Raw genomic sequence first — 26,711 nt, 5'->3', positions numbered from 1 at the left:
CGCTCGGTGCCCATGAGCGACAGGCACATCAGTCAGCACTTCGAGACCCTTGCGATCCACGCGGGCAACACCGCGGATCCCCTCACCGGCGCGGTCGTCCCGCCGATCTACCAGGTCTCGACCTACAAGCAGGACGGCGTCGGCGGGCTGCGCGGCGGCTACGAGTACAGCCGCAGCGCCAACCCGACCCGTACCGCCCTCGAGGAGAACCTCGCCGCGCTGGAGGGCGGCAGCCGCGGCCTCGCGTTCGCCTCCGGCCTCGCGGCCGAGGACACCCTGCTGCGCACGCTGCTCACCCCCGGTGACCACGTGGTGATCCCGAACGACGCCTACGGCGGCACCTTCCGCCTCTTCTCCAAGGTGGCCACCCGCTGGGGCGTGGAGTGGTCCGTCGCCGACACCAGCGACCCGGCCGCCGTACGGGCCGCGATCACCCCGCGGACCAAGGCCGTCTGGGTGGAGACCCCCTCCAACCCGCTGCTCGGCATCACCGACATCGCCGCCGTCGCCCAGGTCGCCCACGACGCGGGCGCGCGCCTCGTCGTCGACAACACCTTCGCCACGCCGTACCTCCAGCAGCCGCTGTCGCTCGGTGCGGACGTCGTCGTGCACTCCCTGACCAAGTACATGGGCGGCCACTCCGACGTGGTCGGCGGCGCCCTGATCGTCTCCGACCAGGCGCTCGGCGAGGAACTGGCCTACCACCAGAACGCGATGGGCGCCGTCGCCGGCCCCTTCGACTCCTGGCTGGTGCTGCGCGGCACCAAGACCCTCGCGGTGCGCATGGACCGGCACAGCGAGAACGCCACCAAGGTCGCCGACATGCTCAGCCGGCACGCCCGCGTCACCAGCGTGCTCTACCCGGGCCTGCCCGAGCACCCCGGTCACGAGGTCGCCGCCAAGCAGATGCGGGCCTTCGGCGGCATGATCTCCTTCCGCGTCGAGGGCGGCGAGGAGGCGGCCGTCGAGGTGTGCAACCGCGCCAAGGTGTTCACCCTCGGCGAGTCGCTCGGCGGCGTCGAGTCCCTGATCGAGCACCCCGGCCGGATGACCCACGCCTCCGCGGCCGGCTCGGCCCTGGAGGTCCCCGCCGACCTCGTCCGCCTCTCCGTCGGCATCGAGAACGCCGACGACCTGCTGGAGGACCTGCGCCAGGCCCTGGGCTAGCCGCCGCAGCGCTGATCCGGGCCGCTCACGGCCCGGACCCCGGCCGTCCACCGGCGGCCCGGACCCCCGGCCGTCCACCGGCGGTTCGGGTCCCCGGCTGTGCGCCGGTGGGTCGGGTCCCCGGCCGTCCGCCTGGTTCGGGTCCCCGGCCGTCCACCGGTGGGTCGGGTTCCTGGCCGTCCGCGGGCGGTTCGGGTCCCTGGCCGTCCATCGGCGGCCCGGATCACCCGCTGTCCCACCGGCGGCCCGGGTCACCAGCCGCCCGTCGGCGGAGTCGTCCGCGAGGGCGGATCCGCCCACGGGTGGGCGTACGCCGCCCACACTCCGAACACCACCGCCGCCACGCACACCAGCACCCACATCACCCGGCGCGCCAGCCGCCCGCGCCGCAGCAGCCGCTCGCCGTGCCGCACCGCCTCCTGGTACAGCTCCGTCGGCACCGGGAGCGGCCGTTCGCCCATCAGCCGCCGTACGGCGGCCTCCCGCTCGGCCCGGATCACCCCGGCCGCCCCGCGCCGGCCGCCCCGACCGGGTGCAGCACCAGGGACGCCGCCCCCTCGCAGACGGTGTGCACGTGTTCCACGGTCAGCCCGAGCAGCGCCGCAGTCTGCTCCTCCGCGATCCCCTCGTACAACCGCAGCACCAGGATCAGCCGCTCCTGCGCGCCCAGCCCGGCCAGCGGGCCGCACGGCCCCGGCCGCGCGCGGCCGGGTAGGCGGTGCCGGAGCGAGTGTGCGAAGCGGACGGCGAGGTACCGGCGCGCGCAGTCGTACGGATCCCCGTCGCGCAGCCGGTGCCAACGGGCATAGGTGTGGCCGAGCGCCAGCGTCAGCAGGCGCCGCGCACGGGGGTTGGCGTCCGGTGCCTCCGCGGTGAGCAGCGTGGCGGCGTGCAGCAGCCGCCCGGCCGCGCCCGCGACGAACGCCTCGAACTCCGCAGCCCGGCCCGCCTCTTGGGTCACCCGCCGACCATGCAAGACGCCTCCCCCCTCGCGGGGTCCTGTCCGGTACGGGACAGGGGAGTCGCGTACGGCGCAGGACCCTGGGGTCTCATATGAGGCCCGCCGGGGTCGCGGGTCAAGACTCGGGGTGCTTCCCCTGGGTGCGGGCCGACAGGCCGTGGTTGAAGCGGGTCAGCAGGGCGCAGAACTGCTCGCGCTCCTGCGGGGACCAGTCCTCGGTCAGCTCCGCCATCAGCCGGCGCCGCGAGGAACGCACCTCCGCGAGCCGGGCCGCGCCGCGCGGGGACAGCTGGAGCACCACCGCACGGCCGTCCTCCGGGTGCGAGGTGCGCTTGACCAGGCCGGTGTCGACCAGCGGCGCCACCTGCCGGGTGACCGTGGAGGAGTCGATGCCCATGCCCGCGGCGAGCGCCTTGACGCCCATCGGGCCCTCCTTGTCGAGGCGGTTGAGCAGCAGATAGGCGGCGCGGTCCATGGAGTTGCGCGCCTGCCCGACACCGCCGAGCCGCGTCTGTTCGGCGCGGCGGGCGAACACCGCCACCTCGTGCTGGAGGGAGTCGAGAAGACCGGGATCACCGACGGTCGTCATGTCCATCGACATTTCAGGTGTTGTGGGCATGGCCGGAGGCTCGCTTCATGAAGGGCTGCAAGGTTGGGGGACAGGGTACGCGGCCCGGCGCCGGGCCGTACCGGCGCTGCGCAAACCCGTCTTGGAGCTTGGTCACCCCGGTCGCGCCCCACCGCGAGCTGCGATGCTGGAGTCATGAACTACCGCACCGCCCACCCCTTGCGTTCCGTCACCCTGGACGACGTACGCGGAGCCCAGAAGATGCTCTCGGGCGTGGCACGGGCGACCGCGATGGAGGGCAGCCGGCACCTGTCCCAGCTGGTCGGCGCGCCGGTGCAGCTGAAGTGCGAGAACCTCCAGCGCACCGGCTCCTTCAAGCTGCGCGGTGCCTATGTGCGCATCGCCGGGCTGCTGCCGGAGGAACGGGCCGCCGGGGTGGTGGCCGCGAGTGCCGGCAACCACGCGCAGGGCGTCGCCCTGGCCTCCTCGCTGCTGGGCGTGCACGCCACCGTGTTCATGCCGCAGGGCGCCCCGCTGCCCAAGGTCGCCGCGACCAGGGAGTACGGCGCCGAGGTACGCCTGACCGGCCAGGTGGTGGACGAGACGCTGGCCGCCGCCCAGGACTACGCGGCCCGCACCGGCGCCGTGTTCATCCACCCCTTCGACCACCCGGACATCATCGCCGGCCAGGGCACGGTCGGCCTGGAGATCCTGGAGCAGTGCCCGGAGGTGCGCACCATCCTCGTCGGGGTCGGCGGCGGGGGACTGGCGGCCGGGATCGCGGTCGCGGTGAAGGCGATCCGGCCGGACGTGCGGATCATCGGCGTCCAGGCCGAGGGCGCCGCGGCCTACCCGCCCTCGCTGGCCGTCGGGCACCCGGTGGCAGTGGCGAGCCCGGTCACGATGGCCGACGGCATCAAGGTGGGCAAGCCGGGCGTGGTGCCGTTCACGATCGTCCGCGAGCTGGTGGACGAGATGCGCACGGTCACCGAGGACCAGCTCTCCGCCGCGCTGCTGCTGTGCCTGGAGCGCGCCAAGCTGGTCGTGGAACCGGCCGGGGCGAGCCCGGTCGCGGCCCTGCTCGCGTCCCCGGACACCTTCGAGGGCCCGGTCGTCTGCGTGCTGTCCGGTGGCAACGTCGATCCGGTGCTGCTCCAGCGGGTGCTGCGGCACGGCATGTCCGCACAGGGCCGCTATCTGGCCGTACGCCTGCGGCTCACCGACCGCCCCGGCGCCCTCGCCACCCTGCTCGGGGTGCTGTCGGGGGCGGACGCCAACGTCCTCGACGTCAGCCACGTCCGCACCGACCCCCGGCTCGGCCTCAGCGAGGTGGAGGTCGAAGTCCACCTGGAGACCAAGGGCCCGGCTCACTGCGCCGAGGTCGGCCAGTGCCTGCGGGACGCTGGCTACACGGTCATCTCCTGAGCCGGCCGGACGAAGACCCCGCCCGAGCCCGCTTACCGACAATGCCGTAGGACTGCGAAGACCGCCGTACGAGCGTACGGCGAGGCGGGTACGACGAGACCCCCGGCGTCCGCTCGGGATGCCGGGGGTCTCGGAGTGACAGCTCGGGGGCTCAGCCGTTGTAGGGCTCGGCCTTGAGGATGCGGACGGAGGCCTTCTTGCCGTTCGGCAGCTCGTACTCCGCGTCCTCGCCGACCTTGTGGCCGATGACACCGGAGCCCAGCGGCGACTGCGGTGAGTACGTCTCCACGTCCGAGCTCGCGTACTCGCGGGAGGCGAGCAGGAACGTCATCGTGTCGTCCTCGTCACCGTCGAAGGCGATCGTGACGACCATGCCCGGCGCGACGGCACCGTCGGCGGAGGCCGGGGCCTCGCCCACCTTGGCGCTCTCGAGAAGCTGGGTCAGCTGCCGCACGCGCAGCTCCTGCTTGCCCTGCTCCTCCTTGGCCGCGTGGTACCCGCCGTTCTCGCGCAGGTCTCCCTCCTCGCGCGCGGCCGCGATCTTGGCGGCGATCTCCGTGCGCGCAGGACCAGTAAGGTACTCAAGCTCGTCCTTGAGCTTGTTGTACGCCTCCTGGGTCAGCCAGGTGACGTTCTCGCTGGTCTGGGTCACAGGGTGCTCCTCGTCGGTACTGGGAAATACAAAGCATCGCCCTACCCAGAAGAATGTTCCCTCTTGGATGGGCGAAACCACGAGCCTAACAATTCATCCGCGGAAGGGGGAGGACATAAGCCATCAGAATCGCATCAACGCAGGTCGGACCGTCCGCATTCCGGGTGAACGAGCGGCGGGGCGGCCCGTCCGGCACGGTGAACCACTGGCCAAGGCAGCGCCCGGACGAGGGGGCGCCCGGCGTATCAGCCGTTGTGGCAGCCCAGCAGTTCGGCGGTGGTGCCACGGGCCGTCGTACGGAGTGTGACGACCTTGTCGATGCGCGTGGCCGGACCGGTGAAGTGGAAGTCGGCGCGGCCGACCTCCGTACCGTTCGCCGACTGGGAACGCAGGGTGCAGTAGCCGTCGCTCCCGGCGTCCTTGTGGACCTCCAGGTGCGCCTTGACCGTGTTGTCCGTGGCGTCGAAGGTGATCACCTGGGCGCTGATCTTCGTCTGCACGAGATAGTGGTACGCGAAGTAGCCGACCAGGGCCAGCAGAGCGGCGCCGAGGACCATGGCGGCGACCTTGAGTTTGCGGTCGGCGCGCTCGTCGGAGGAGCGGCCGTAGCGGCCCGCGGGCAGCCCCGTGCTCGCCGTACTCATGATCGTCCTCTCCGCGGAATTATTCGCCCCCCGATTCGGTCACTATAGAAGCCTTCGATTGCGCCCTGAGCCTTGGGGGCGCCGACCTACCGAGGATTGAGTCTTGACTGACCAGCTGCGACTGATGGCCGTTCACGCGCACCCCGACGACGAGTCGAGCAAGGGCGCGGCCACCATGGCGAAGTACGTGTCCGAGGGGGTGGAGGTGCTGGTGGTGACCTGCACCGGCGGTGAACGCGGCTCCATCCTCAACCCCAAGCTCCAGGGCGACCCCTACATCGAGGCGAACATCCACGAGGTGCGTCGCAAGGAGATGGACGAGGCCCGGGAGATCCTGGGCGTCAAGCAGGATTGGCTGGGCTTCGTGGACTCCGGGCTGCCCGAGGGCGACCCGCTGCCGCCGCTGCCCGAGGGCTGCTTCGCCCTGGAGGACGTCGACAAGGCGGCCGGCGAACTGGTGCGCCGGATCCGCTCCTTCCGCCCGCAGGTGATCACCACCTACGACGAGAACGGCGGCTACCCCCACCCCGACCACATCATGACCCACAAGATCTCCATGGTGGCCTTCGAGGGCGCGGCGGACACCGAGAAGTACCCCGAGGACGAGTTCGGCCCGGCCTACCAGCCGCTGAAGCTCTACTACAACCAGGGCTTCAACCGCCCCCGCACCGAGGCCCTGCACCAGGCGATGCTGGACCGCGGCCTGGAGTCGCCGTACGGGGAGTGGCTCAAGCGCTGGAACGAGATCGAGCGGGCCGAGCGCACCCTGACCACGCATGTTCCGTGCGCGGACTTCTTCGAGATCCGCGACAAGGCGCTGATCGCGCACGCCACGCAGATCGATCCGGACGGCGGCTGGTTCCGCGTGCCGATGGAGCTCCAGAAGGAGGTCTGGCCGACGGAGGAGTACGAGCTGGCGAAGTCGCTCGTGGACACCTCCCTCCCCGAGGACGACCTCTTCGCGGGCATCCGGGACAATGCCTGACATGAGCGCAAGCGTGAGCCTGGCAGCGACGGACCTCGTCTCCCTCGCCGATCTCGACCAGAACAAGGTCACCCCCGGTGTCCTCGGCTTCATCGTGTTCGCGGTGATGGCGGTGGCGGTGTGGGGCCTCATGAAGTCGATGAACAAGCACATGCGGAAGGTCGACTTCAAGGAGCCCGCCGACCCCGGCACGGACACCCACCCGGCCGACACCCCGGCCCAGCGGAGCTGAACCCAGGGGGCCGGCCCCGGCAACCTGGCCCCAGGCCGCGTCGCGGCGGGCGAGCCCGGCCTCGGGACACCTCGGCCCCGCTGGTCCTGCTCCTCGGGGGCAGGGCCTCGGTCCTTGCCGCCCGCGGCCTTCCTGCGGGTGGGTATCGGTCTCGGCGGGCCGTTGCCTTCCTGCGGGCGAGACTCGACCTCTGAGGGGCCGGGGCCTGCCTGCGGGGCGGACTCGGTCTCCGCGGACCGCAGCCGCCCTGCGGGCGAGAGTCGGTCCTTGGCGACCGCAGCCCCCGCGAGTCCGATCCCTGTGGGCCCGGCCCGTGGGCCCGGCCCGTGGGTCCGGCTCCCGTGGGTCCGGCCCGTGGGCCCAGGTCTCCGGGACTGCGGCCGCCGGGGACCCTGCGCCCCGGAAGTCGGCCGTCCGCCGAAAACCGTCGTTCCCGTCTCCCCACCGGGCGCGGCGGTCCGCAGCCATGCGCGGTTGCCGGGGCCGCAGGCCGGCCTTTGAGCGCGCCCCCGCTATGTGCCCGCTATGAGCGCCCCCCGCTATGAACGCGCTCTCCGAAACCGGCCCGCCTACGACGACCGCACCCGCGCCCCGCACCGCCCCTTCCCCAGCGCCAGATACACGCACGCCCCCGCCAGCGCGCCCTCCGCCACCGCGCAGCCCACCGCCTGGAGCAGCGGTGTGCCCGTGCCCGCCGTGGTTATGTCGAACCAGGCGTCGAGGACCGCCGTGGACGCCGTGGCGGAGGCGGTGAGGCGAGCGCGGGGGTCGGCGCGGAGGCCGAGCAGGGCCGTGGCCGCGCAGCCCGCCGCCATCAGGACGTCCAGGCCGATCCAGGCCACCGGCCAGTGGTCCACCGTGGTGCGGCCGGGCAGTGTCACCGCGAGCACCGCCATCCACGGCACCAGCAGGACCGCCGCCGCGCCCAGCCCGATCAGCGTCCACTTCTTCTTCGCCGACACGTCCGTCCCCCTCCCAGCCCCTCCCGGAGCACGCAGTCGTCCTCGATCCGGCTCCTCCACCGTAGACCGCAGAGAAAATTCTGCAAAGGAAATTCGGCAATCTTCGGCAAACCTCAGGGACGTCTCAGGGTCCTCAGGGTTACGGTTTCCGCATGACCGACGGCCTGCCCGAGATGACCAGCCTGGAGCGCACCGCGCTCTATAAATCCCTGGGCAACCCCCTGCGCCGGCGGATCCTCGAGTACCTCGGCCGGCACGGCGAGGCGAACTCCACGGTGCTGGCCCGAGAACTCGGCGAAAGCTCCGGCACCACCAGCTACCACCTGCGCAAACTCGCCGAGCAGCGGCTCATCGAGGAGGTCCCGGAGAAGTCCGGCGGCCGTGAGCGCTGGTGGCGGGCGCTGCCGTTCCGGCACACCACGCCGGACCCGGCCACGATGACCGACGAGGAGTACGCGGCCGCCTCCCGGCTCGCCCACCTCAAGATCGAGATCGACACCGCGCTCTACCACCGCGCCCACCAGGAGTACCGCGGCCCCGAGGGATGGGCCCAGGTCCAGCGCCACGGCACCTGGATGACCCGCGACGAACTGCTCGCCTTCATGCGTGACTACCACGCCCTGCTCGACCGCTACGGCCATCCCCGCGAGGAGGCCCCGGAGGGCGCGCGCCACGTACAGATGCGCTACTACGCGATCCCGGAACCCACGGAGACCCGCGACCCCGAGCCGACCAACCCCTGAGCCCAGTTCGCCCCCCGCCCCCGCGACCAGGGCAGCCCGGCCCCCGTCCGTCACCCCGCCACCCCTTCCCCCATGGGAGAGTGGAACGGTGAACCGACTGGCCCATGAGACGTCGCCGTACCTGCTCCAGCACGCCGCCAACCCCGTCGACTGGTGGCCCTGGTCGACGGAGGCGTTCGAGGAGGCGCGCAGGAGCGGCAGACCGGTGCTGCTGAGCGTGGGGTACAGCAGTTGCCACTGGTGCCAGTGAACTCGCGAACCCAGTAGTCGGCGGTGTCAGACGTCCCTGATGACCACGCGCTTCCCGCAGAGCTTCGACCAGTCGTCCCGGTCGGAGGTCAGAACGATCACGGGAGCCGGGACGCGGAGCGCGAGTGCGGCGACGAGGGCGTCGATCGCGTACTTGTGCCCGTGCAGCCCGCCTGCGTCCTGAAGAAGCTCCACGGCAGTCAGGGAGTCCTCCTGGCTGACCGGTTCCACTCGCAGTCGGGAGAGCACCCACTTCAAGCGCGCTGGATCGGTCTTCCCGTGCACGGCTTCAACAATGGTCAGCGCGGACACGAGGACGGGAACCCCAGCCTGCCGGGATGCCTCGATGCGAGCCGCCATACCGCGGTCGTTGCGCAGAAGCAGAGAGAGCGCCTCGGAGTCGAGCACCAGCGAGCGGGCTGACTGCTCCTTCACGCGGCGCCCCGCTCGACACCCTCGGCGTTCACGTCTCCGAACAACTCGCGACGAGCCGCTTCGATCTCCTGCTCCGTGAGCGCGCCGTGCTCTGCCTCGTGGGCCGCGACGATCTCGGCGAGCCCGTCCATGGCGAGCTGGTGCCTGACAGCCTCGGTGATGTAGCTGGACAGGCCGCGGCGGCCGGTCCGAGAGCGGAGCTCGCTGACCAGCTCGGTGGGCATGGACACCGAGATGTTCTCGGTGTTCCCGGCTCGGGTCGGCTTCATGGTCGCAGTGTATGACACTTTTTAATACAGAAGGGAGGCTTTATGTGCCCCACGCCTGTCCGCATCATGGAGGCGCCTTCTGCCGAGAAGCCTCTTCGGTTCGGGGCGGGCGGGCGCAGTGTCTGGGCCTCCGTGCTCGTGATCGGCGGTTACCTCGGGAACGGGTTCCGGGCATTCGAGCACACTGCGAACGCACGGCCGGCGGGAGCCGTGGATGCCGTGAAGCCCGGAATCGGCCGGTAGGCGGTGTCCTGGCTGGCGGTACCCCAGGGGAAAGCCTGCCGACGGCACCGCCGACACTCGGACGCATCGGGCCGTCGTCTCGACAGCCGTGCCGTTGCCCGCCCTGCAGCCCTCCTGCTATCGGTTGGCTACACAGCGTGCCGCTGTTGCCAGTTTCCACATGGGAATGATGTGCGGTCCGGCCGGGCTCTCCAGGGTGCGCTGGAAGAAGCGCTCCTCTTCCAGGCCGTAGGCGATCTCCCAGGAGCCGGTGCCGCCGTGCAGTGCGCCGATGTGAATCCTAGGGAGCGGCACTGACACCTAGGGAGCGGCTGACAGACGGGGAGCTCAAGGCGGAATCGATCATGATAGGTCCGGCATCACCACGTCCAGGCCCATGGGTGAGATCCCGCCAAGGAGAGCGGGGGCTCGTGGGCTCCGCGAGGGTTATCGGGCGTTGTGAGAGGCTGGTCCGTATGAACCGGTTGGCTGGCGTGACCTCGCCCTACCTCCTCCAGCACGCGGACAACCCGGTCGACTGGTGGCCGTGGTGTCCGGAGGCGTTTGAGGAGGCTCGGCGCCGGGGGGCGCCGGTGCTGCTGAGCGTGGGGTACAGCAGTTGCCACTGGTGCCACGTCATGGCCCACGAATCCTTCGAGGACCAGGAGACCGCCGACTACCTCAACGAGCACTTCGTCAGCGTCAAGGTCGACCGCGAGGAGCGGCCGGACGTGGACGCCGTGTACATGGAGGCCGTGCAGGCGGCCACCGGGCAGGGTGGCTGGCCGATGACCGTGTTCCTCACTCCGGACGCCGAGCCCTTCTACTTCGGCACCTACTTCCCGCCCGCGCCCCGGCACGGGATGCCGTCCTTCCGGCAGGTGCTGGAAGGGGTCCAGCAGGCGTGGCGGACCCGGCGGGACGAGGTCGGGGAGGTCGCCGGGAAGATCGTGCGGGATCTGGCCCAGCGGGAGATCGGCCACCAGGGGACCCGGCCGCCCGGCGAGCAGGAACTCGCCCAGGCGCTCCTCGGGCTGACCCGCGAGTACGACGCGCAGCGCGGCGGATTCGGCGGCGCGCCCAAGTTCCCGCCGTCCATGGTGCTGGAGTTCCTGCTGCGCCACCACGCGCGCACCGGCGCCGAGGGCGCGCTCCAGATGGCCCAGGACACCTGCGAGCGCATGGCCCGCGGCGGTATCTACGACCAACTCGGCGGCGGATTCGCCCGTTACTCGGTCGACCGCGACTGGCAAGTGCCGCATTTCGAGAAGATGCTGTACGACAACGCCCTTTTGTGCCGGGTGTACGCGCATCTGTGGCGGGTCACCGGCTCCGCCCTCGCCCGCCGGGTCGCCCTGGAGACCGCCGACTTCATGGTCCGTGAACTGCGGACGGAGCAGGGCGGGTTCGCGTCGGCGCTCGATGCCGACAGTGACGACGGGAGCGGACGGCATGTCGAGGGGGCGTACTACGTCTGGACGCCGGAGCAGCTGACCGGCGTACTCGGTGAGGCCGATGCCCGGATCGCCGCCCAGTTCTTCGGCGTCACCGAGGAGGGCACCTTCGAGCACGGCCAGTCCGTCCTCCAACTCCCGCAGGACGAGGGGGTGTTCGACGCCGACAAGATCGCCTCCGTCAAGCGGCGGCTTCTCGACACCCGCGCCCAACGCCCCGCACCCGGCCGGGACGACAAGGTCGTCGCCGCCTGGAACGGGCTCGCCATCGCCGCGCTCGCCGAGACCGGCGCCTACTTCGACCGCCCCGACCTGACCGAGGCCGCGCTCGGCGCCGCCGACCTGCTGGTCCGGGTGCATCTCGACGAGCACGCCCGGCTCGCCCGCACCAGTAAGGACGGCCGGGCCGGCGCCAACTCCGGTGTACTGGAGGACTACGCGGACGTCGCCGAGGGCTTCCTCGCGCTCGCCTCCGTGACCGGCGAGGGCGTCTGGCTGGACTTCGCCGGACTGCTCGTGGACCACGTGATCGCCCGCTTCACCGACCCCGGAACCGGCGCGCTCTACGACACCGCCGCCGACGCCGAACAGCTCATCCGGCGTCCCCAGGACCCCACCGACAACGCCACCCCCTCCGGCTGGTCGGCCGCCGCGGGCGCGCTCCTCGGGTACGCCGCGCACACCGGCTCCGAGGCCCACCGGACCGCCGCCGAACGGGCGTTGGGCGTCGTCCAGGTCCTCGGTCCGCGCGTGCCCCGGTTCATCGGCTGGGGGCTCGCCGTCGCGGAGGCGCTGCTCGACGGGCCACGGGAGATCGCGGTCGTCGGCCCGTCCCTCACCGACGCGGCCACGACCGCCCTGCACCGTACGGCACTCCTGGGCACCGCCCCCGGCGCGGTCGTCGCCGTCGGCACCCCGGACAGCGAGGAGTTCCCGCTTCTCGCGGGCCGCCCGCTCGTCTCCGGGCAGGCGGCCGCCTACGTCTGCCGCAACTTCACCTGCGACGCCCCGACAACCGACCCGGACCGGCTCCGCACGGCCCTCGAAGCCCCCTGAAGCGGAACCGAACGCGTCACGCGCCGCTGAGGATCATCGCCCCCAGCGTGAGCTGCGCGCCCCACTGCACGAACACGGTCCAGGACCGGGAGTACGTCCCCCGGCCCCTGGGCCAGGCCAGCGCCACGATGCCCGCGAGGAGGGCCAGGGCGAAGGCGGCGTAGAGCGCCCAACCGGGGATGTCCGAGCAGCCCTCGCCGTACATCAGGCACCTGGTGCCGCGTTCGCCGGAGAGGACGACCGCCCAGGACAGGACGACGGTCGGCAGCAGCAGAACCAGTCCGGCGACGGCCCAGCCGGTGATGAGGCGGTCCTGCTGCCGCGGGGCGGGGGTCACCGGCCGCTCGGTGGTGGTGTTCATGGCTCCCATCCCACCGCGCGGCCCCGGCCCGCCGGAGCGGCCCGCCTACTCAACCGCCATGGGTACCGCCCTGCGTACTCCCCTGAGTACGCATGCTCAGCGCCCGCTCCACGACCGCCTCCAACTGGTCATGGTGCGCGCCCTTCCAGTACGCGCGCCCGCAGGACGTGCACTGCGCGAAGACGTCGTACGACCGCTGGGTGCCGCCCTTGAGCTGGTCGGCGACCTCCTCCTTGGTGGCGGTCCGCAGCAGCCCGTTGCAGGCGGTGCACCGCGTCCAGGGGTTCAGCTCGGGGGCGAACCGGCCCAGGACGTCCCGGAGTTGCTCTTCGGGCTGGGTGCTGTAGACGTACGCGCCGGCCCACAGCTCGCGGCGGCGCAGCAGCCCCCGGTCCCGGCTGAGCATGACCCGCTGCTCGGCCGCCGAGCGCGCGGCCAGTGCCGGGTCGCCGATGTCCGTGGACTCGTACGCCGTGTCGACGCCGAGCAGCCGCAGCCGGCGGGCCAGGGTGCCGAGATGGACGTCGAGGAGGAAGCGGAGCGGGGCGCCGGGGACCCGCTGGGGGCGCGTCACCGCCCGTACCCGCACGCTCTCGCCCGCGCGCGGGATGTGCGAGACCGGCACCTCGCGGCCGTCCACGACCAGCGCGCCGACCTCGGTCAGCGGCACGCCGAGGGACTCGATGACATGGCCGAGCGTCGAGACGCCGTCGGTGCCGAGCGCGGTGGCGCCCGCACGGCGGGCCGACGGGACGAACAGGTGCAGCTCGGGGGCGACTTCGACGCGGATCTCCGTTGCGTTCACCCCGTCAGCATGGCACGGCGGGGCGGTGGCAGCTCAGCGGTTTCCGGGGCCCGGCAGACCACCGTCCAGGACGTCCAGGGTGCGGCCGATCAGGTCCGGCAGATCGTCCCGGTGGCCGTGCTCGGCCCAGTACATGGTGGTCTCCAGCAGACCGCCGATCAGCGACATGGCGTAGACCCGCACCTCCAGGTCGCCGGGATCGCGGCCGGTGCGCTCGGCGATGGCCTGGCAGAGCGTGCGGCCGGTCACCGACATGCTCTGCGTCATCCGCGAGCGCACCGCCGGCACCTCGACCATCAGCCGGGTGCGCAGCCGGGAGACCTCCGGTTCGTCCTCCATCCCGGCCTGGACGGCGCGCCGCAGCACGTACCGGATGGTGTCGGCCCAGGGCTCCTCGGCGGGCCGCCGCCTGATCTCCTCCAGCATCACCGCGTCGAACTCGTCGGTGAGGACGATGTCCTCCTTGGTCGGGAAGTACCGGAAGACCGTGGACGGCGACACCTCCGCGCGGTCGGCGATCTGGTCGATCGTCGTCGCGTCGTACCCCTGCTCCTCGATCAGGGCGTACGTCGCCCCGCGGATCGCCTCCCGCGTCTTGATCTTCTTGCGCTCCCGCAGTCCGAGGCGCGGGCCCTCGGAGCGGGCGCGGGTGGGAGAGGTGCTGGTGGGACGTGCGGCCGTCATGCACGTCATTGTCCGGCATCGGTGGCCGGGGCGGCCATGGCCGAATCCTCCGCGGACCCGCCGCCGCGCCGCACGACCGGGGCGCCCGGCAGCAGCAGGGCCGCCACCACGGAGGCGATCCGCGCGGCCACCGACTCGAGCAGGGTCGCTGTCCCGGTCGCCGGAACCGACCGCAGAGCAGAGACGAAAGCAACTCTCGAAATGGAGACACTGTCAATCGGCACACGCGCTCAACGCACGGAAAAGGCCACGGCTCCGATGAGCCGTGGCCCGAGGGGCGGAGAAGCGCTACGCGTGCTGGTACGCCACCAGTGAGATCCCCACGTAGTGCACGACGAACGCCGCCAGCGTGAAGGAGTGGAACACCTCGTGGAAGCCGAACCAGCGCGGGGACGGGTTCGGTCGCTTGAAGCCGTAGACGACGCCGCCCGCGCTGTAGAGCAGTCCGCCGGCGACCACCAGGACCAGGACGGCGATGCCGCCGGTGCGCAGGAAGTCGGGCAGGAAGAAGACGGCCGCCCAGCCCATCGCGATGTAGCAGGGCGTGTAGAGCCAGCGCGGGGCGCCGACCCAGAAGACCCGGAAGACGATCCCGGCCGCCGCCGCGGCCCAGATGCCCCACAGCAGCCACTGCCCCTTCGCGCCGGGCAGCAGCAGCATGGTCAGCGGGGTGTAAGTGCCCGCGATGATCAGGAAGATGTTGGCGTGGTCGAGGCGGCGCAGCAGACCGCCCATCCGCGGGCCCCAGTTGCCCCGGTGGTACAGCGCGCTGACGCCGAACAACAGGCAGGCCGTGAGGACATAGATCCCGCAGGCGATGCGCCCTCTGGTCGAGTCGGCGAGGGCGGTGAGCACAAGTCCCGCGATGAGTACGGCCGGGAACATGCCGAGGTGCAGCCAGCCGCGCAGCCTCGGCTTGATCGGGTGCGGCAGGGAGAGCGCCACGGGACCGCGGCCGCCGGCCGGCGTGTCGTCGGGCGCGTCGGGGACGGACGCAGTCATGTGCCGCATGGTACCGACGCCCCCGTAAACCGCATGTGAGGGGCGTGTCCCGGCGCCTCCTTGGTCGGGTGGCAGCAAAAAGACGTTCAGCTGAAATCCAGACACACGCAAAGAAAACGCAAACGCCCCTGGAAGCGTGGCTCACCTCACTTCGCTCACCTGTGAGACCCCCTGGACAGATGGGCGGACCAGGCGGATGATCAAATGAGTGCAGTCGGCACCGGATGAGCGACAGCGACGCGTCCGGGTCGCAGCCCCCACGGGGCGAACAAGGACAAAATCCCTCACTTAGGAGCAACCGTGGCGCGCGACAACTCGGCTACCAGCGTTCCCACCCGCCACCAGGAACTGATCTCGTGGGTCAACGAGATCGCCGAACTGACGCAGCCGGACAGCGTGGTCTGGTGTGACGGATCCGAGGCCGAGTACGAGCGCCTGTGCGAGGAGCTCGTGGCCAAGGGCACCTTCAAGAAGCTCGACCCGGTCAAGCGCCCGCACTCCTACCTCGCCGCCTCCGACCCGACCGACGTTGCCCGCGTCGAGGACCGCACCTTCATCTGCTCCGAGAAGGAGGAGGACGCGGGCCCGACCAACAACTGGAAGGCCCCCGCCGAGATGCGGGAGATCTTCACCGGCGACAAGGGCCTGTTCCGCGGCTCCATGCGCGGCCGCACCATGTACGTCGTCCCGTTCTGCATGGGCCCGCTCGGCTCCCCGCTCTCCGCGCTCGGCGTCGAGATCACCGACTCCGCCTACGTCGCCGTCTCCATGCGCACCATGACGCGCATGGGCCAGGCCGTCCTGGACGAGCTGGGCGAGGACGGCTTCTTCGTCAAGGCCGTCCACTCCGTGGGCGCCCCGCTGGAGCCAGGCCAGGCGGACGTGCCGTGGCCGTGCAGCCAGACCAAGTTCATCTCCCACTTCCCCGAGGCGCGCGAGATCTGGTCGTACGGCTCCGGCTACGGCGGCAACGCCCTGCTCGGCAAGAAGTGCTACGCGCTGCGCATCGCCTCCGTCATGGCGCGCGACGAGGGCTGGCTCGCCGAGCACATGCTGATCCTCAAGCTCACCCCGCCGCAGGGCGAGTCCAAGTACGTGGCCGCCGCGTTCCCGAGCGCCTGCGGCAAGACCAACCTCGCCATGCTGGAGCCCACCGTCTCCGGCTGGACCGTGGAGACCATCGGCGACGACATCGCCTGGATGCGCTTCGGCGAGGACGGCCGCCTGTACGCGATCAACCCCGAGGCCGGCTTCTTCGGCGTCGCGCCCGGCACCGGCGAGCACACCAACGCCAACGCGATGAAGACCCTGTGGGGCAACGCGGTCTTCACCAACGTGGCGCTCACCGAGGACGGCGACGTCTGGTGGGAGGGCATGACCGAGGAGACCCCGGCGCACCTGACCGACTGGAAGGGCAACGCCTGGACGCCGGAGTCCGGGACCCCGGCCGCTCACCCCAACGCCCGCTTCACCGTGCCCGCTTCGCAGTGCCCGATCATCGCGCCCGAGTGGGAGGACCCCAAGGGCGTGCCGATCTCCGCGATCCTCTTCGGTGGCCGGCGCGCCAGCGCGGTGCCGCTGGTGACCGAGTCCTTCGACTGGGACCACGGCGTCTTCCTCGGCGCCAACGTGGCCTCCGAGAAGACCGCGGCGGCCGAGGGCAAGGTCGGCGAGCTGCGCCGCGACCCCTTCGCCATGCTGCCGTTCTGCGGCTACAACATGGGCGACTACATGGCGCACTGGATCAACGTGGCCAAGGACAAGGACCAGTCCAAGCTGCCGAAGATCTACTACGTCAACTGGTTCCGCAAGAACGACGAGGGCAAGTTCGTCTGGCCCGGCTTCGGCGAGAACTCCCGCGTCCTGAAGTGGATCGTGGAGCGCCTGGACGGCAAGGCCGAGGGCGTCGAGACCCCGATCGGCGTGCTGCCGACCAAGGACGCGCTGGACACCGACGGCCTCGAACTGTCCGACGCCGACCTCGACTTCCTGCTCACGGTCGACAAGGAGGTCTGGCGCGAGGAGGCCGCGCTGGTGCCCGAGCACCTCAACACCTTCGGCGAGCACACCCCGAAGGAGCTGTGGGAGCAGTACCGCGCGCTGGTCGAGCGCCTGGGCTGAGCCCCCGAGAACTCCGCGGCCGGTCCGACTAGCCCTGACCAGCAATAGTCGTCACGAAGGCCGGCCGCGGTAGCGCATCGCACCGGGTCGGGGTCCGCACCGTACAACGGCGTACGGCGGCGGCCCCGACCCGGTGCGCGCGCATGTCCGCACCCTGATCGACCCGGTCCGGGCGGGAACCGGCTGTGAGGCACCCGGTCCGCGCGTCGCTGCGGATGCGCGCGGACCGGGGCCGGTCATGAGGGCCACCGATGGTCGGACCAGGGGCGGTCACAAGCCCACCGGGGGGGGGTGCCTCTATGTCTTTCGTCAAGGCACCCTTGTCGGGTTTGGGGTGGTCCGGGGTTGCTGGGTTATGCGGCGAGCTCGATGTCCGTGCGCGTCCGGGATTCGTAGAAGGTGCCGTCGCGGAGCATGGCGAACAGGACGCTGATGCGTTGGCGGGCGAGTCGGAGGAGGGCCTGGGTGTGGGTTTTGCCGCGGGCTCGCTGGCGGTCGTAGTAGGTGCGGGAGGCCGGATCGGCGTTCATGCAGGCGAAGGCGGACAGAAACATCGCGCGTTTGAGCTGCCGGTTGCCGCCTCGGGGTGCGTGTTCGCCGTGGATCGAGGTGCCGGACGACTTCGTGGTCGGGGCGAGTCCGGCGTAGGAGGCGAGGTGGGCGGTGGTGGGGAAGCCGGTGCCGTCGCCGACGGTGACCAGCAGGACGGCGGCGGTCCTGACGCCGACGCCGGGCATCGACGTCAGGACCGGGGAAAGAGGGTGGGCCTCCAGCAGCGTGTTGATCTGCGCTTCCATCGCCCGGCGCTGGGTGTGGACGGCGGCCAGGGATGCGGCCAGGGAGGGGATGACGATGTCGAGGGTGCCGGTGCCGGGGACGGTGACGGTCTGCTCGTCGAGTGCGTCGAAGACATCGTCGATCAGCCGCTGGGCCATGCGGGGAGCTTTCGGGCGGATCAGCTCGACGAGTCTGCGGCGGCCGGCCTTGCGCAGGGCGGCCGGAGAACCGTAACGCTCCAGCAGCCAGGTGACGGCCTGGTGGTCCAGACGCGGTCCCAGGACACGTTCCAGGCTGGGGTGGAACTGGGTGAGCAGGCCGCGTATCCGGTTGGACGTGCGGGTGGACTCGGCGGCGAGGTCTTGGTCGAAGCCCACCAGGACCGTGAGTTCGGCGGTGATCTCGTCGGTCAGTTCCAGCGAGCGCAGGGTGTGCGGCATGGTGCGGGCCGCGTCCGCGATCACCGCGGCGTCCTTCGCATCGGTCTTGGCCTCGCCCGGGTAGAGATCGGCGATCCGGCGCATGGCCAGTCCGGGCAGGTAGGCCACTTGGCAGCCCGCGTCGCGGGCGACGGTCAGCGGAAGGGCGCCGATCGAGGCGGGCTGATCGACGACCACCAGGACGGTGCCGAACTTGTCGCGCAGCTTGTCGAAGACGGCCCGCAGCCTGGGTTCGCTGTTGGGCAGCGGTTTGTCGAAGACCTTCTTCCCGGCCGGGGTGCGTCCGTGGCCGTGATGGGCGCTCTTGCCGACGTCCAGGCCCAGGAACACGCCAACGTCTTCGATCTCGAACATCGTGCCCCTTCCCAAGGGGTGTTGACGGTGCCGGCCTCGGCTCGGGTGTCGTGCTCGCGCATCCACGTTATGCAGACCTGCCGCCCGCGAACTGCCCGGCGTTGCGCCGGACCGGACGGTGGCCGGACCTCTGATCAGCGTCTCCGACGGACACCTCCCGGGCCCGGTGACACCACCCCCCAGGTCATGCCTTCGACAGGGGGACACAGTCATACCGGGCCCGGAGGCCAGCGGCCCTCTTGCAGGACCGCGAAAAAGATAACGGGGGGGGCGGAACGGGACTGCCCATGGGCCCACCGGGGGCGGAACGGAGTTGGCCATTGGGGGCCCACCCGGGGGACGGGCCGGGGGTCGGACATCGACTCAGCAGGATCAGCCGGCGGCGGTGAGTTCCCTCGGATCGGCGAGGTCAGCCAGGGCGGCGGTGTGGGCGTCCATGCGCTCGGCGGCGAGGATCGCCACCGCGGTGTCCGCGCGGGAGGCGGCGACCACCAGGGCCCGGCCGGCCAGCGCGTGGGCGCGGCGGTGCAGGGCCACGGGATCTCCGGCGGCGCCCGGCGCCGTCCGCAGCGGCTCGCCTCCGCGCAGCCGGCACACCTGCGCGACCAGCCGTTCCGCGGCCGCGTCCAGGTCGGCCGAGGGTGCCTGCGCGCGCAGCTCGTCGGTGACCGCGAGCAGCGCGGACAGATGCCCGGCGAGCTGGATGTCCAGCTCCTCCTCGCGCGACCGGTGGGGGAAGTCGGAGGTGGTGCCGGCCATCGTGCTGTGGACCGACTTGGTGCGGATCGGTTCGTACATGGGACGGCCTCCTGTGCGCTGACAGGAAACCACCCTAGCTTGGATTTCGTCTAAAGTTGAGTCGGGTCACGGATTGAAGCCCGTCGACTACGGACCGCCGTACCATGGCGGCCCCCCGGTCTGCGGTCGGCCGTACCAGCGCCGGCTCCCGGTCTACGGCTGCCCGTAACCGTCCAGGAAGGTCCCGATCCGCGTCACCGCGTCCTTCAGATCGCCGACGCTCGGCAGGGTGACCACGCGGAAGTGGTCCGGCTCGGGCCAGTTGAAGCCCGTGCCCTGAACCACCATGATCTTCTCCTGGCGCAGCAGATCGAGGACCATCTGCCGGTCGTCCCGGATCTTGAACACCTGCGGGTCGAGCCGCGGGAAGAGGTACAGCGCGCCCTTCGGGCGGACACAGCTCACGCCCGGAATCTGCGTCAGCAGCTCGTACGCCGTGTCCATCTGCTCCTTCAGCCGGCCGCCCGGCAGCACCAGGTCCTGGATCGTCTGGCGCCCGCTCAGCGCGGCGACCACGCCGTGCTGCCCCGGCATGTTGGCGCACAGCCGCATGTTCGCCAGGATCGTCAGGCCCTCGATGTAGGAGTCGGCGTGGGCGCGCGGCCCGGAGATGGACATCCAGCCCACCCGGTAGCCGGCCACCCGGTACGCCTTCGACATGCCGTTGAAGGTCAGCGTCAGCAGATCGGGGGCGACCTTCGCGGTCGGCGTGTGCGTGGCGCCGTCGTAGAGGATCTTGTCGTAGATCTCGTCCGAGCAGACCAGCAGGTTGTGCCGGCGCGCGATGTCCGTCAGCCCCTTGAGCACGGCCTCGTCGTAGACCGCGCCGGTGGGGTTGTTCGGGTTGATGATGACGATCGCCTTGGTGCGGTCGCTGACCTTGCGCTCGATGTCGGCGAGGTCGGGCATCCAGTCGGACTGCTCGTCGCAGCGGTAGTGCACCGCCGTACCCCCGGACAGCGAGACCGCGGCCGTCCACAGCGGGTAGTCCGGCGCCGGTACGAGGACCTCGTCGCCGTCGTCCAGCAGGCCCTGCATCGCCATCACGATCAGCTCGGAGACGCCGTTGCCGATGAAGACGTGCTCGACGTCGGTGTCGATGCCGAGGGTCTGGTTGTGCATGACGACCGCGCGCCGGGCGGCCAGCAGGCCCTTGGCGTCGCCGTACCCGTGGGCCGTGGAGACGTTGCGGAGGATGTCCTCCAGGATCTCCGGCGGGCACTCGAAGCCGAATGCCGCGGGGTTGCCGGTATTGAGCTTGAGGATGCGGTGACCCGCCGCCTCCAGCCGCATGGCCTCCTCGAGAACCGGGCCCCGGATCTCGTAACAGACGTTGGCGAGCTTGGTCGACTGGATCACCTGCATACGCGCGAGCTTAGGGCGCCGCGGCCGCTCATGGGTGGTGTTTTCCACCACGCGAGACGGCGTTTCGCCCCGTATCGCCCCCGCGACGGCCCGGCGCCCTCCGTGCCCCACCGGAATCCGCCGCCCTGTCGCAGCAACCGTGCGTGCGAGTCGGGGATGCGCGGCCTGCCCGCCGTTGATCACAGGCACCGCACAGGGAAACCCCTACGGCCCGATCCGCCTTCTTGTTCCCGCCCCTCGCCGCATCGAGAATGCGCATGACAACACTGTGGGCGACCGGAAATCCCTCCGGTCGCCCCCGTCGTAAGAGGGGACCCCCACATGAACAAGCCTCTCCTCGCCGCGCTCTGTGCCCTGGCCCTGGCCGGGCTGGGCGCGGCCCCCGCGGTCGCCGCCCCACTCACCGCGGCGCCCGCCCCGCACTCCGCCGCCCCGGCACCCAAGGCGAAGACCCCCGCCGTCACCGTCAGCTTCGCCGGGACCGTCTCGCTCAGCGACTGCTCCGGCTCGGTCATCCGCTTCCCCAACTCCGCCGACACCGATCCGGCGTTGGTGCTGACCAACGGCCACTGCCTGGAGACCGGCTTCCCCGACCCCGGCGAGGTCATCACCGGCCAGTCCTCCAGCCGCACCTTCGGCCTGCTGAACGCCAGCGGCGGCAAGATAGCCACCCTGCGCGCCAACCAGGTCGTCTACTCCACGATGACCGACACGGACGTCACGATCTACCGCCTCACCACCACCTACGCGCAGATCAAGAGCTCCTACGGCATCAGCCCGCTCACCCTCAACGACACCCACCCCACCGCGGGCAGCGCCATCAAGGTCGTCTCCGGGTACTGGAAGAAGACCTACAGCTGCAACATCGACGGCTTCGTGAACCAGCTGAAGGAAGGCGACTGGACCTGGAAGGACTCGGTCCGCTACACCTCCAGCTGCGACACCATCGGCGGCACCTCCGGCTCCCCGGTCATCGACACCAGCACCGGCAAGGTCGTCGCCGTCAACAACACGGGCAACGAGGACGGCGAGCGCTGCACCGTCGACAACCCGTGCGAGGTGGACGCGAACGGCAACGTCACCGTCCACCAGGGCACCAACTACGCCGAGGAGACGTACCAGATCCCGGCCTGCTTCACCACCGGCAACAAGCTGAACCTGAGCGCGTCCGGCTGCACCCTGCCCAAGCCGTAAGCCGCGGGGGTACGACGCTCACCCCGGCGCCGGCGCCGGCGTCCGGCGGACGGACCGACCCGCGAGCACGTCCGTCCGCCGCCCGTCCTCGATGACGAAGCGGCCGTCGACGAGGACGTACGGGATGCCCGTCGGGGGCGTCCGGGGCGCCTCGAAGGTGGCGCCGGACGCGACCGTCTCCGGGTCGAACAGCACCAGGTCCGCCCGGTACCCCTCGCGCACCAGGCCCCGGTCCGGCAACCGCAGCCGGGCCGCGGGCCGCCCGGTGAGCCGGGCGACGCACTCCTCCAGCGACAGCACGCCCGACTCCCGTACGTAGTGGCCGAGATAGCGCGGGAAGGTGCCGTACGCCCGCGGGTGCGGCTTCGCGCCCCGCAGGATGCCGTCGGAGCCAGCGGTGTGCGCGCGGTGGCGCATCAGGGCGCGGACGTTGTCCTCGTGACCGACGTGCTGGAGGACGGTCGTACCGAGCCGGTCCTCGATCAGCAGCCGCCGGACGACCTCCCACGGCGAGCGGGCCCGCTCAGCCGCCAACTCGCCGATGGTGCGCCCCACATACGCGCCGAGCGCCGGGTCGGCCACCCCGGACACCTCGACCGTGCCCCAGTCCACCGGCACACCGTGGCAGCCGTCCGAGCCGGTCACCTCCAGCTCGTACCGGATACGCTCGGCCGTCACCGGGTCCGCGAGCCGGTCCGGCACCCGCGCCGGACCGCCCTCGCCCGCCCAACTCGGCAGCAGCGCCGCCAGGGTGGTGCAGCCGGGGGTGTAGGGGTACGTGTCGAAGGTGATGTCCGCGCCCGCGTCCAGGGCACGGTCGAGCAGGGCCAGCAGCTCACCGGCGCGCCCCTCGTTCACGCCGAAGTTCAGGGTGGCGTGCGCCAGATGCAGCGGACAGCCCGCCTCCCGCGTCAGCGCGATCATCTCCGCGTAGGCCTCCAGCGCGCCGGCGCCGTAGGAACGGTGGTGCGGGCAGTAGTAGCCGCCGTACGACGCCACCACCCGGCACAGCTCCGTCAGTTCGGCGTCGTCGGCGTACATGCCGGGGGTGTAGGTGAGACCGGAGGACAGCCCGACGGCTCCCTGCTCCATCCCCCGCGCCACCAACTCCCGCATACGGCACGTCTCTTCGGCGGTCGCGGGCCGGTCCTCCCACCCCATGACGAGCGCCCGCACGGTGCCCTGCGGGATCAGGTACGCGGCGTTCACCGCGATCCCGCGCCCCCCGAACCCGAAGTCCAGCCGGTCGAGATACTCCCCGACCGTGTGCCAGCCGAAGTCGACGTCCTCGCCGTACCCGTTCCACCCGGCGATCGCCCGGCGCACCTCCTCCAGCGTCGGCTCGTCCACCGGCGCGTACGACAGCCCGTCCTGACCGATCACCTCCAGGGTGACCCCCTGCGCGGCCTTCGCGCTGTGGTCGGGATCGCGGAGCAGCGCGAGATCGGAGTGGGCGTGCATGTCGATGAAGCCGGGGGAGAGGACGAGCCCTTCGGCGTCCAGCTCCCGCATCGCTCGCGGCCGTTGGCACCCCGCCGCCGCGGCCTCCTTGACGATGGAGACGATCCGCCCGCCGTCGACCACCACATCGGCCCGGTACGACGGCTCACCGCTGCCGTCGACCACCTCGGCGTCCCGGACGACCAGGTCCTCCATGCCGGCCTCCCGACCGCTCCGAAAGCTCACCTGCGCTGCTCACCTGCTCCAGAAGTGCGCCGCTCGCCCGCTCTAGAAGTAGGTGCGGATGTAGTCGACCACCGTCCCGTCGGCCTCCGCCACCGGGATGAGCTGCCACTTCTCGAAGACCGTGCACGGATGGGAGAGCCCGAAGCCGACCCAGTCGCCCACCTGGAGATCCGCCTCGGCGCCGGTGCGCAGCCACAGATGCTGGTCGGACAGCGCGGTCACCTCGATCCCCACCGCCGGCCGCTCACCGCCGTCCCGGCGCACCACCCGCGCCACCGGCAGATCGAGGTCGTACGAGACATCCCGCTTCCCCGCGTTCACGAACGCCTCCGTTGCCGAGGGCCGCGAGACCACCTGCGCCCACAGCCGGAACGCGGGCTCCAGCGCACCCTCCTCGGGCACCCGGTTGAACGGGGTGAGCGCGCTGTAGTGCACATCGTCGTGCGAGACGTACGCGCCGGAGCGCAGCAGCTTGAGCACGGGCCGGGACAGCGCGGGAACCTTGCCGAAGACATCGGCGACGACATCGAACCACTCGCTGCCGCCGGCGCTGACGACGATCTCCTCGGCCCCCTCGAACAGCCCGTCCCGGTCGAACTCGGCCGCAAGACCGACGAGTTGTTCCAGCCATGCGCGCACCCGCACCGGATCGGCGCCCGGCACCTGCGCCTCGTACCCCGCCACGCCGACGAGCCGCAGCGCCCGCGCCCGCCCGACGGCCCCGGCGACGGACCGCGCGTCCGCCGCCGTACGGACACCGGTACGGGCCTTCTCGCCCGCGCCCAGCTCCACGACCACGTCCACCGGCCGGGCGGCCCCCGCGAGGGCCGCGTCCATCAGCTCCACACCGCGCACCGAGTCGACGTAACAGACGAAGCGGAAACCGGGGTCGGCGGCCAGCTCACCGGCGAGCCAGCGCAGGGCCGCGCCGTCGACCAGCTCGTTGGCGAGGAAGACCCGCTGGACCCCGAACTCCCTGGCGACCCGCACCTGATGGGGCATGGCCAGGGTGATCCCCCACGCGCCGTGCTCGATCTGGCGCCGGAACAGCTCCGGCGCCATGGAGGTCTTGCCGTGCGGGGCGAACGCGAGGCCGTGCCGGGTGGTGTACGTCTCCATGAGCGCGAGGTTGTGCGCCAGGCGCTCGGCGGACAGGACGAGGAGCGGTGTGGTGAACCCGCCGTCCGCGTCGAACAGGTTGCGCCGCTGGGCGGCCAGTTCCCCGACGGTGAGCCCGTGGGCGTCCGGCGGGAGGCCCTTGAAGCGGTGGTCGACCCGTTCCCGGGCCAGCCGGTCGAGCGCTTCGGTGTCCATGGGAGCCCTTCTTCGTCCGGCGCGCGGTCGCTGTTGCGTTCTGTGCAACGCCCATTGCAGGTGGTGCTCACTGCTGTCTAGCATCTCGCCGACACCGGGTCAACGGAGCGGTGTCGTCGGCGCTTGGAGGTTCGGGAGTGGACATCGTCGCGCTGGGCGAATCCATGGTCACCTTCATCCCCACCCGCCCCGGCCCGCTGGCCGACGTCCCCTCCTTCTCCCGCGCGATCGGCGGCGCGGAGTCCAACGTGGCCTGCGCGATGGCCGCGCTCGGCCACTCGGCACGCTGGGTGAGCAGGGTGGGGGCGGACAGCTTCGGAGAGTGCGTGCTCGCGGGGATCGCCGGCTACGGGGTGGACGTCTCCACGGTCCAGCGCGACCCCTCCCGCCCGACCGGCGTCTACTTCCGCACGGCGGCGGACCGGGGGACGGGGGCGCACGAGGTGGCGTACTACCGGGCCGGGTCGGCGGCGTCGGCGATGTCCGCGGCGAACGTGGACATGAAGGCGGTACGGGAGTGCCGGGTGCTGCATCTGTCGGGGATCACGGCGGCGCTCTCGCAGGAGTGCCGCGAACTCCTGTGGCGGCTGACGGCCCCGGACACCGGGCGCCCCCTGATCTCCTTCGACGTCAACTACCGACCGGCGCTGTGGCGGGGAACGGACGCCGCCCGACCCCTGCTGGAGCTGGCCCGCCGGGCGGACATCGTGTTCGTGGGGGAGGACGAGGCGGAGGAAGTGTGGGGAGTGACGGGGGGACCGGAGGCGATCAGGGGGGTGCTGCCGGAGCCGGGAGTGCTGGTGGTGAAACAGGGGGCATCGGGCGCAACAGCGCTTTACCGGACCACGGGCGGTCCCGCCGTCGGACCGGCGCATCGCGTCCATGAGCCGACCGCCCCCGTGAACGCCGTAGCGCACCGCACTTTCGAGCCCGCCCCCACCGTCACCGCCGTATCACCCACCGGCGCCGGAGACTCCTTCGCCGCCGGCTACCTCTCCGCCACCCTCCGCGGCCTCCCCCTGCGCCAACGCCTCCGCCACGGCCACCTCCTCGCCGCCGCCACCCTCACCACCCCCACCGACCTCGCCCCACCCCCCACCCGCGCCCACGCAGACCACCTCGCCGCCCTGGACGACGCCGCATGGGGAAGACTGCGACTCGCCCCCGGCTGGACGCAGGCCGCGCGGGCCCCCGAGGAGGCGAACACCCCATGAGCCAGACCGTCGACCGCGCCCTGAGCATCCTGCCTCTGCTCGCCGAGGGCCCCGCCGACCTCGGCCGGGTCGCCGACCGCCTCGGCGTCCACAAGTCCACCGCCCTGCGCCTCCTGCGCACCCTGCACGAACACGGCCTGGTCTACCGCCAGTCCGACCACCGCTACCGCCTCGGCGCCCGCCTCTTCGCCCTCGCCCAGGAGGCGATGGAGAACCTGGACGTCCGCGAGATCGCCCACCCCCACCTCGTACGGCTGAACGAACAGTGCGGCCACACCGTCCACCTCGCGGTGCACGACGACAACGAGGTCCTCTACATCGACAAGGTCGACAGCCGCTACCCGGTCCGCATGTACTCGCGGATCGGCCGGCCGGTCGCCCTCACCGTGGCCGCCGTGGCGAAACTCCTCCTCGCCGACCTCCCCGAGCCCGAACGCCGCGCCCTCGCGGAGAAGCTCGACTACCCCGCGTACACACCCCGTTCGACCCCGAACGCCGACGCCTTCCTCCAGGAACTGGCCAGGGTCCGCGAACAGGGCTGGGCCAGCGACCTCGGCGGCCACGAGGAGTCC

The 26,711-nt window shown here is 71.3% G+C and carries 29 protein-coding genes and 1 pseudogene (1 of these 30 running past the window's edge); 11 read left to right on the top strand and 19 right to left on the bottom strand.

Going from position 1 to position 26,711, the window contains the following annotated elements:
- Nucleotides 1-12: 12 nt before the first annotated feature.
- Nucleotides 13-1,167: a cystathionine gamma-synthase gene (locus ACE4Q9_RS12475; protein ID WP_397984315.1), complete on the top strand. Its 1,155-nt coding sequence runs from the start codon at nucleotides 13-15 to the stop codon at nucleotides 1,165-1,167.
- Nucleotides 1,168-1,418: 251 nt separating this feature from the next.
- Here ACE4Q9_RS12475 and ACE4Q9_RS12470 read toward each other — a convergent pair whose 3' ends face one another.
- The 3 genes from ACE4Q9_RS12470 to ACE4Q9_RS12460 all read right to left on the bottom strand — a co-directional run bounded on the left by ACE4Q9_RS12470 (nucleotide 1,419) and on the right by ACE4Q9_RS12460 (nucleotide 2,747).
- Nucleotides 1,419-1,667, bottom strand: a complete 249-nt coding sequence (locus ACE4Q9_RS12470; RefSeq protein ID WP_397984314.1) for a hypothetical protein — start codon at nucleotides 1,665-1,667, stop codon at nucleotides 1,419-1,421.
- Nucleotides 1,664-2,143 carry an RNA polymerase subunit sigma-70 gene (locus ACE4Q9_RS12465; RefSeq protein WP_397984313.1) on the bottom strand — a complete coding sequence of 160 codons (480 nt, stop codon included), beginning with the start codon at nucleotides 2,141-2,143 and terminating at the stop codon, nucleotides 1,664-1,666. The genes ACE4Q9_RS12470 and ACE4Q9_RS12465 overlap by 4 nt, the downstream gene beginning before the upstream one ends.
- Nucleotides 2,144-2,243: 100 nt before the next feature.
- Nucleotides 2,244-2,747 (bottom strand): MarR family winged helix-turn-helix transcriptional regulator, encoded by a 504-nt coding sequence (locus ACE4Q9_RS12460; protein WP_397984312.1) that lies wholly within the window; start codon nucleotides 2,745-2,747, stop codon nucleotides 2,244-2,246.
- 144 nt (nucleotides 2,748-2,891) lie between these two features.
- Here ACE4Q9_RS12460 and ilvA point away from each other — a divergent pair, with 144 nt between their 5' ends.
- Nucleotides 2,892-4,121 carry a threonine ammonia-lyase gene (gene ilvA / locus ACE4Q9_RS12455; protein ID WP_397984311.1) on the top strand — a complete coding sequence of 410 codons (1,230 nt, stop codon included), beginning with the start codon at nucleotides 2,892-2,894 and terminating at the stop codon, nucleotides 4,119-4,121.
- Between the two features lie 151 nt (nucleotides 4,122-4,272).
- On the opposite strand, the gene greA is transcribed toward ilvA, so the two are convergent.
- Both greA and ACE4Q9_RS12445 read right to left on the bottom strand, forming a co-directional pair.
- Entirely contained in the window at nucleotides 4,273-4,773 is a 501-nt protein-coding gene (gene greA / locus ACE4Q9_RS12450; protein WP_397984310.1) for a transcription elongation factor GreA, read from the bottom strand.
- Nucleotides 4,774-5,018: 245 nt separating this feature from the next.
- The gene (locus ACE4Q9_RS12445) at nucleotides 5,019-5,417 is read right to left on the bottom strand and encodes a DUF4307 domain-containing protein (protein ID WP_397984309.1); all 399 of its coding nucleotides are present in this window, start codon (nucleotides 5,415-5,417) and stop codon (nucleotides 5,019-5,021) included.
- 103 nt (nucleotides 5,418-5,520) lie between these two features.
- Between ACE4Q9_RS12445 and mca the strand changes: the two genes are divergently transcribed.
- Together mca and ACE4Q9_RS12435 are read left to right on the top strand one after the other, a co-directional pair.
- Complete coding sequence (gene mca, locus ACE4Q9_RS12440) at nucleotides 5,521-6,402, top strand: mycothiol conjugate amidase Mca (RefSeq protein ID WP_397984308.1); 882 nt, start codon at nucleotides 5,521-5,523, stop codon at nucleotides 6,400-6,402.
- A complete protein-coding gene (locus tag ACE4Q9_RS12435; protein WP_397984307.1) occupies nucleotides 6,395-6,634 on the top strand; it encodes a hypothetical protein in 240 nt (79 codons plus the stop codon). The genes mca and ACE4Q9_RS12435 overlap by 8 nt, the downstream gene beginning before the upstream one ends.
- A 569-nt stretch (nucleotides 6,635-7,203) precedes the next feature.
- On the opposite strand, the gene ACE4Q9_RS12430 is transcribed toward ACE4Q9_RS12435, so the two are convergent.
- On the bottom strand, nucleotides 7,204-7,596 hold the full coding sequence (locus ACE4Q9_RS12430; RefSeq protein ID WP_397984306.1) for a hypothetical protein: 393 nt from the start codon (nucleotides 7,594-7,596) through the stop codon (nucleotides 7,204-7,206).
- Between the two features lie 152 nt (nucleotides 7,597-7,748).
- On the opposite strand from ACE4Q9_RS12430, the gene ACE4Q9_RS12425 reads away from it, so the two are divergent.
- Entirely contained in the window at nucleotides 7,749-8,339 is a 591-nt protein-coding gene (locus tag ACE4Q9_RS12425) for an ArsR/SmtB family transcription factor (RefSeq protein ID WP_397984305.1), read from the top strand.
- 88 nt (nucleotides 8,340-8,427) lie between these two features.
- Nucleotides 8,428-8,583 (top strand): annotated as a pseudogene (locus ACE4Q9_RS12420) (DUF255 domain-containing protein); the annotation flags it as partial.
- A gap of 32 nt (nucleotides 8,584-8,615) precedes the next feature.
- Here ACE4Q9_RS12420 and ACE4Q9_RS12415 read toward each other — a convergent pair.
- The 3 genes from ACE4Q9_RS12415 to ACE4Q9_RS12405 all read right to left on the bottom strand — a co-directional run bounded on the left by ACE4Q9_RS12415 (nucleotide 8,616) and on the right by ACE4Q9_RS12405 (nucleotide 9,835).
- On the bottom strand, nucleotides 8,616-9,023 hold the full coding sequence (locus ACE4Q9_RS12415) for a type II toxin-antitoxin system VapC family toxin (RefSeq protein ID WP_397984304.1): 408 nt from the start codon (nucleotides 9,021-9,023) through the stop codon (nucleotides 8,616-8,618).
- Nucleotides 9,020-9,292 (bottom strand): hypothetical protein, encoded by a 273-nt coding sequence (locus tag ACE4Q9_RS12410; protein WP_397984303.1) that lies wholly within the window; start codon nucleotides 9,290-9,292, stop codon nucleotides 9,020-9,022. The genes ACE4Q9_RS12415 and ACE4Q9_RS12410 overlap by 4 nt, the downstream gene beginning before the upstream one ends.
- Nucleotides 9,293-9,652: 360 nt before the next feature.
- The gene (locus tag ACE4Q9_RS12405; RefSeq protein WP_397984302.1) at nucleotides 9,653-9,835 is read right to left on the bottom strand and encodes a hypothetical protein; all 183 of its coding nucleotides are present in this window, start codon (nucleotides 9,833-9,835) and stop codon (nucleotides 9,653-9,655) included.
- Between the two features lie 155 nt (nucleotides 9,836-9,990).
- Between ACE4Q9_RS12405 and ACE4Q9_RS12400 the strand changes: the two genes are divergently transcribed.
- Nucleotides 9,991-12,024 carry a thioredoxin domain-containing protein gene (locus tag ACE4Q9_RS12400; protein WP_397984301.1) on the top strand — a complete coding sequence of 678 codons (2,034 nt, stop codon included), beginning with the start codon at nucleotides 9,991-9,993 and terminating at the stop codon, nucleotides 12,022-12,024.
- Nucleotides 12,025-12,040: 16 nt separating this feature from the next.
- Here the strand turns inward: ACE4Q9_RS12400 and ACE4Q9_RS12395 are convergent, their stop codons facing one another.
- The 5 genes from ACE4Q9_RS12395 to ACE4Q9_RS12375 form a co-directional block, all read right to left on the bottom strand.
- Nucleotides 12,041-12,385 carry a hypothetical protein gene (locus ACE4Q9_RS12395; RefSeq protein WP_397984300.1) on the bottom strand — a complete coding sequence of 115 codons (345 nt, stop codon included), beginning with the start codon at nucleotides 12,383-12,385 and terminating at the stop codon, nucleotides 12,041-12,043.
- Between the two features lie 49 nt (nucleotides 12,386-12,434).
- Nucleotides 12,435-13,190: a Mut7-C RNAse domain-containing protein gene (locus ACE4Q9_RS12390; protein WP_397984299.1), complete on the bottom strand. Its 756-nt coding sequence runs from the start codon at nucleotides 13,188-13,190 to the stop codon at nucleotides 12,435-12,437.
- Between the two features lie 33 nt (nucleotides 13,191-13,223).
- Nucleotides 13,224-13,874 (bottom strand): TetR/AcrR family transcriptional regulator, encoded by a 651-nt coding sequence (locus ACE4Q9_RS12385; RefSeq protein WP_397984298.1) that lies wholly within the window; start codon nucleotides 13,872-13,874, stop codon nucleotides 13,224-13,226.
- A 5-nt stretch (nucleotides 13,875-13,879) separates the two neighbouring features.
- On the bottom strand, nucleotides 13,880-14,005 hold the full coding sequence (locus ACE4Q9_RS12380; protein ID WP_397984297.1) for a hypothetical protein: 126 nt from the start codon (nucleotides 14,003-14,005) through the stop codon (nucleotides 13,880-13,882).
- Between the two features lie 157 nt (nucleotides 14,006-14,162).
- Complete coding sequence (locus ACE4Q9_RS12375) at nucleotides 14,163-14,876, bottom strand: hemolysin III family protein (RefSeq protein WP_397984296.1); 714 nt, start codon at nucleotides 14,874-14,876, stop codon at nucleotides 14,163-14,165.
- A gap of 300 nt (nucleotides 14,877-15,176) precedes the next feature.
- Here ACE4Q9_RS12375 and ACE4Q9_RS12370 point away from each other — a divergent pair, with 300 nt between their 5' ends.
- On the top strand, nucleotides 15,177-16,997 hold the full coding sequence (locus tag ACE4Q9_RS12370; RefSeq protein WP_397984295.1) for a phosphoenolpyruvate carboxykinase (GTP): 1,821 nt from the start codon (nucleotides 15,177-15,179) through the stop codon (nucleotides 16,995-16,997).
- A 353-nt stretch (nucleotides 16,998-17,350) separates the two neighbouring features.
- Here ACE4Q9_RS12370 and ACE4Q9_RS12365 read toward each other — a convergent pair whose 3' ends face one another.
- The 3 genes from ACE4Q9_RS12365 to ACE4Q9_RS12355 form a co-directional block, all read right to left on the bottom strand.
- A complete protein-coding gene (locus ACE4Q9_RS12365) occupies nucleotides 17,351-18,568 on the bottom strand; it encodes an IS110 family transposase (protein WP_397984294.1) in 1,218 nt (405 codons plus the stop codon).
- A 372-nt stretch (nucleotides 18,569-18,940) separates the two neighbouring features.
- Nucleotides 18,941-19,366, bottom strand: coding sequence for a hypothetical protein (locus tag ACE4Q9_RS12360; RefSeq protein WP_397984293.1), 426 nt, complete (start codon nucleotides 19,364-19,366; stop codon nucleotides 18,941-18,943).
- Between the two features lie 153 nt (nucleotides 19,367-19,519).
- Nucleotides 19,520-20,731, bottom strand: a complete 1,212-nt coding sequence (locus ACE4Q9_RS12355; RefSeq protein ID WP_397984292.1) for a pyridoxal phosphate-dependent aminotransferase — start codon at nucleotides 20,729-20,731, stop codon at nucleotides 19,520-19,522.
- A gap of 321 nt (nucleotides 20,732-21,052) precedes the next feature.
- Here ACE4Q9_RS12355 and ACE4Q9_RS12350 point away from each other — a divergent pair, with 321 nt between their 5' ends.
- Nucleotides 21,053-21,925, top strand: coding sequence for a trypsin-like serine peptidase (locus tag ACE4Q9_RS12350; RefSeq protein ID WP_397984291.1), 873 nt, complete (start codon nucleotides 21,053-21,055; stop codon nucleotides 21,923-21,925).
- Nucleotides 21,926-21,943: 18 nt separating this feature from the next.
- On the opposite strand, the gene ACE4Q9_RS12345 is transcribed toward ACE4Q9_RS12350, so the two are convergent.
- Together ACE4Q9_RS12345 and ACE4Q9_RS12340 are read right to left on the bottom strand one after the other, a co-directional pair.
- Entirely contained in the window at nucleotides 21,944-23,581 is a 1,638-nt protein-coding gene (locus ACE4Q9_RS12345; protein WP_397984290.1) for an amidohydrolase family protein, read from the bottom strand.
- 72 nt (nucleotides 23,582-23,653) lie between these two features.
- Nucleotides 23,654-24,925 carry an amino acid deaminase gene (locus tag ACE4Q9_RS12340; RefSeq protein WP_397984289.1) on the bottom strand — a complete coding sequence of 424 codons (1,272 nt, stop codon included), beginning with the start codon at nucleotides 24,923-24,925 and terminating at the stop codon, nucleotides 23,654-23,656.
- 164 nt (nucleotides 24,926-25,089) lie between these two features.
- Between ACE4Q9_RS12340 and ACE4Q9_RS12335 the strand changes: the two genes are divergently transcribed.
- Both ACE4Q9_RS12335 and ACE4Q9_RS12330 read left to right on the top strand, forming a co-directional pair.
- Nucleotides 25,090-26,139 (top strand): sugar kinase, encoded by a 1,050-nt coding sequence (locus tag ACE4Q9_RS12335; RefSeq protein ID WP_397987192.1) that lies wholly within the window; start codon nucleotides 25,090-25,092, stop codon nucleotides 26,137-26,139.
- A protein-coding gene (locus ACE4Q9_RS12330; protein WP_397984288.1) for an IclR family transcriptional regulator crosses the window boundary here: on the top strand, nucleotides 26,136-26,711 show its 5' portion. 186 nt of this gene lie beyond the right edge of the window; only the first 576 of its 762 coding nucleotides appear in the window; it begins with the start codon at nucleotides 26,136-26,138; the stop codon falls past the right edge of the window. Before ACE4Q9_RS12335 ends, ACE4Q9_RS12330 begins: the two co-directional genes overlap by 4 nt.

Source organism: Streptomyces sp. AM6-12 (assembly GCF_044327085.1).
Lineage (GTDB): Bacteria > Actinomycetota > Actinomycetes > Streptomycetales > Streptomycetaceae > Streptomyces.
Note: the sequence above shows the minus strand (reverse complement) of the source record. Positions and strands in the feature narration are given on the sequence as shown.